Source organism: Streptomyces sp. NPDC059649, assembly GCF_042734445.1.
Lineage (GTDB): Bacteria > Actinomycetota > Actinomycetes > Streptomycetales > Streptomycetaceae > Streptomyces.
The window spans coordinates 1-2,721 of record NZ_JBHWDV010000119.1; the positions used below are offsets into that span (position 1 = coordinate 1).

Consider the following 2,721-nt stretch of genomic DNA (forward strand, 5'->3'; position numbering starts at 1 on the left):
GGAGCGGCACCGCACCCGACAACCCACGCCCGCCGCCAGGCGCAACGGCGAGAAACCACCGCGGCGGGACGGCCGACAACGTACGCGGCGCCGCACAGCGCAGCGGACGTGGGCGGCCGGCCCGAGCGCGCGGCGAACGCTCATGGGACGTTCGCCGACTGGAAAGATCCACGTGGCTCGCTCCACGCACGGTGCGCCGACAACAGCCGTATGCGTGTCGTCATCGTCACCGAATCCTTCCCGCCCGATGTCAACGGCGTCGCCCACTGCGCCCTGGAAACCGCCCGCCACCTCGTCCGGCGAGGGCACGATCCGCTCGTCATCGCGCCGCTCGGTGGCGCCGCGCCCGGACCGGTCACCCACGACAACCCCTGCCCCGTGGTGCGGGTGCCGTCGATGCCGCTGCCCGGTTACCCGCAGGTGCGGATCGCGCTCCCCGGACGGCGGCTGTCCGCGGCGCTGGCCGGTCACCGGCCCGATCTCGTGCACCTCGCCAGCCCCTTCGTCCTCGGTGCCCGCGGAATGGCCGCCGCGGCCCGCCTGCAGGTGCCCGCGATCGCCGTCTACCAGACGGATCTGGGCCGCTACGCCCGTACCTACCTCGGCGGTGGTACCGCCACCGCCTGGCGGCGGCTGCGCGCCGTGCACGGGGCCGCCGACCGCACCCTGGCACCCTCCAGTGCGGCCCTGCTCGACCTGAGCGAGCACGGGGTGCCCCGGGTCCACCTGTGGCCGCGCGGGGTGGACTCCTCCCGGTTCCACCCGGGGCGGCGGGACGCGGTGCTGCGCGGCTCGCTGGCCGCCGGACGGGAGCTGCTGGTGGGGTACGTGGGGCGGCTCGCCCCCGAGAAGGACGTCCGGCTGCTGGCCGAGACCTCCCGGCTGCCGGGTGTCCGCACCGTCGTCATCGGCGAGGGCCCCAGCGCCGCCGGGCTGCGCGCCGCCCTCCCGGAGGTCCGCTTCCTCGGCCGCCGTACCGGTGACGAACTCGCCCGGCTGTACGCCTCCCTGGACGTCTTCGTGCACACCGGGCCCTACGAGACCTTCTGCCAGACCGTGCAGGAGGCGATGGCCTCGGGCGTGCCCGTGGTCGCGCCGCGGGCCGGCGGGCCGGTCGACCTGGTCGACCACGGCCGTACGGGACTGCTGGTCACCCCCGGCGACGGGGGCGCGTTCCGGGACGCGGTGCGCTTCCTGGCGGACAGCGCCGAACTGCGCGTGCGGTACGGCGCCGCGGCCCGCCGGGCCGTCGCGGACCGCACCTGGGAGGCGGTCGGCGACCAGCTGCTGGGCCACTACGAGGACGTGCTCACCGACCGGACGGCGGTGGCGGCATGAACCGGCGGCCGGACCGCACGACGGGCCTGCGGATCGTACGGATCGCCAACTTCGTCACGCCGTCCTCCGGCGGGCTGCGTACCGCGCTCGCCGCGCTCGGTGCCGGCTACCGGGCCGCCGGGCACGAACCGGTGCTCATCGTGCCCGGGCCGCCCGGCGACGACCGGACGCGCGAGGAACTCACCGCGCAGGGGCGGGTGTTCACCCTGCCGGGGACCGCGCTGCCCGGCAGCGGCGGCTACCGGATGCTGACCGACCGCTCCCGGGTCCAGCGGCTGCTGGCGGCGCTGGCCCCCGACCGGCTGGAGGTCTCGGACCGTACGACGCTGCGCTGGACGGGCGAGTGGGCCCGCCGGGCCCGGGTCCCCGCGGTGATGGTCTCGCACGAGAGCGTGGACGGTGTGCTGCACACCTGGGGCGTGCCGCGGCCGCTCGCCCGCGCCGCCGCCGACCGGCTCAACCGCCGTACCGCGTACGCCTACAGCCGGGTGGTGTGCACCACCGAGTGGGCGGCCGCGGAGTTCACCCGGGCCGGCGCGCGCAATGTCGTACGCGCCCCGCTCGGGGTCGATCTGGCCGCCTGGCACCCGGACTGCCGCAGCGCCGAGCTGCGCCGCCGGTGCGCGGGCCGGTCCGAGGTGCTGCTGCTGATGTGCTCCCGGCTGTCGCAGGAGAAGCGGCCCGGGCGGGCCCTGGACGCCCTCGCCGAACTGCGCCGGCGCGGTATCGACGCGGCGCTGGTGGTGGTCGGCGAGGGACCGCTGCGGGCCCGGCTGGCCGCCCGCGCGCGGGCCGAGCGGCTGCCCGCGGCGTTCCTCGGACACCTCGCCGACCGCGACCGGGTGGCGGCCCTGCAGGCCAGTGCCGATCTCGCGCTGGCGCCCGGGCCCGCCGAGACGTTCGGGCTGGCCGCCCTGGAGGCGCTGGCCTGCGGCACCCCGGTGGTCGCCAGCGCGGTCTCGGCGCTGGCCGGACTCGTCGGCGCCGGGGGCGACACCGCGCTCGACGACGGGCCCTCCTTCGCCGACGCCGTCCAGCGGGTACTGGCCCGGCCCGAGCCGGCCCGGCGCGCCGCGGCGCGCCGGCAGGCCGAGGGTTACGGCTGGCAGCCGGCCGTGGACGCCTTCCTGGCGGCACACGACGCCGACGTACCGCTGGCCCGGCCCGCCGTCTCCGTACCGGCCGCGCCGTATCCGGCGGGCCCCCGGGGCGGGTGGTGACGGTGCGGTCCACCACGGGACCGATACCGGAGCGGCCGCCCATGGGAGCGGCGGCGGAACGACCGGTTCGGGAGGGCCCGCCCATGGGAGCGGCGGCGGAACGACCGGTTCGGGAGGGCCCGCCCATGGGAGCGGCGGCGGAACGACCGGTGGCGGGGGGGGC

General features: G+C 77.5%; 2 protein-coding genes. Both read left to right on the forward strand.

The window, feature by feature from the left end:
* Nucleotides 1–210: 210 nt before the first annotated feature.
* Entirely contained in the window at nucleotides 211–1,338 is a 1,128-nt protein-coding gene (locus ACFV1J_RS40275) for a glycosyltransferase family 4 protein (protein WP_385866976.1), read from the forward strand.
* The gene (locus ACFV1J_RS40280; protein ID WP_385866978.1) at nucleotides 1,335–2,558 is read left to right on the forward strand and encodes a glycosyltransferase; all 1,224 of its coding nucleotides are present in this window, start codon (nucleotides 1,335–1,337) and stop codon (nucleotides 2,556–2,558) included. Before ACFV1J_RS40275 ends, ACFV1J_RS40280 begins: the two co-directional genes overlap by 4 nt.
* Nucleotides 2,559–2,721 lie beyond the last annotated feature (163 nt).